Source organism: Paenibacillus forsythiae T98, assembly GCF_000520735.1.
GTDB classification, from domain to species: Bacteria; Bacillota; Bacilli; order Paenibacillales; family Paenibacillaceae; genus Paenibacillus_AQ; species Paenibacillus_AQ forsythiae.
Genome location: NZ_ASSC01000622.1, coordinates 1 through 1,157 on the forward strand (window position 1 = coordinate 1; position 1,157 = coordinate 1,157).

At 47.7% G+C, this 1,157-nt stretch carries 1 protein-coding gene and 1 tRNA gene; one reads left to right on the forward strand and one right to left on the reverse strand.

Going from position 1 to position 1,157, the window contains the following annotated elements; translation table 11 throughout:
• Nucleotides 1–21 precede the first annotated feature (21 nt).
• A tRNA-Arg gene (locus L692_RS0119320) sits at nucleotides 22–95 on the reverse strand.
• Nucleotides 96–311: 216 nt separating this feature from the next.
• On the opposite strand from L692_RS0119320, the gene L692_RS0119325 reads away from it, so the two are divergent.
• Nucleotides 312–977, forward strand: coding sequence for a LexA family protein (locus L692_RS0119325; protein ID WP_025701705.1), 666 nt, complete (start codon nucleotides 312–314; stop codon nucleotides 975–977).
• Nucleotides 978–1,157: the final 180 nt, after the last annotated feature.

Here is a 1,157-nt window from a genome sequence, read left to right on the forward strand (position 1 = left end):
TTCCCGAAGGAAGGTTTTGTACGTCCCAAGAGGGATTCGAACCCCCGACCGTGCGCTTAGAAGGCGCATGCTCTATCCAGCTGAGCTATTGGGACACATGGTATGTATTTCAACAACGTTATTTATTATATAACGGTTGGGCCAGGGAGATCAAGTTTTGCATACGTTACAATTCTTCGAAAATTATAGAAGTTCAAAAAAGAAAAAAATAAGACACATGATATATGAATATTGATTTCGTGTCTTTTTTTGCTATAATTACTTCTAAAGCAACCAAATTTAATCTCTGACTATTTCAACATAATAAAGGCGTGATTACAATAAACAAAACTCAGGAAATCTCCAGGTTTTATGAAATTGTAGGCGGAAATATCCGTAAACACCGCAACATTGGACAACTGAGCCTGCAGGCCCTGGGCGACGCTCTCGGACTAACGAAGAAGACCGTGCAGCGGTACGAAACGGGAGAAATCAAAGTCGATATGGACCGGCTGAGCGGGATCGCTGTGGCTCTGAACGTAGAGCTGGCCGCGCTGCTGGAAGGAACGGAAACGATACTGGGGACAGAGCCGCGAGAGATTAATCTGGTACAACTGCCCGTTGCAGGAAAGATTTCTATTAGCAACGACCACCTTCAGTATCGTGAAATTAAAGGTTATGAACCCACACCCAAGGATTGGGTAAATGAAGGCGAATGTTTTTATCTCCAGGCCAAGGACGACAGCATGTCTGCCGCCGGCATTGCCGAGGGCGATCTTCTGCTGATCCACAGGCAGGACAAGGTGGCGGACGGCGAGATTGCCGTCGTGCTTGTCAACGGCGAACCGGTGCTTCGGCGCGTGTACAACCAGGGCGATCACGTCATTCTTTTATCCGATAATGTCAAGCTCTCTCCAATCATACGTGAAGCCCGGGCAAGCTACGGCTCTGAACTCAGAGTTGTCGGACGGGTACTGAAATCGATTGCTACTTATTGATATTCCAAGGAGGCCCCTACGATGAGCGAAGCTATGTTCGAACGAATTTTGGATGAACTGAAGGTGATTAAAGCGCAGCAGCAAGAAATGCGTGCGGAACAACAGGAAATGCGCGTGCAGCAGCAGGAAATGCGTGCAGAGCAGCAGGAAATGCGTGCAGAGCAACAGGAAATGCGTGCA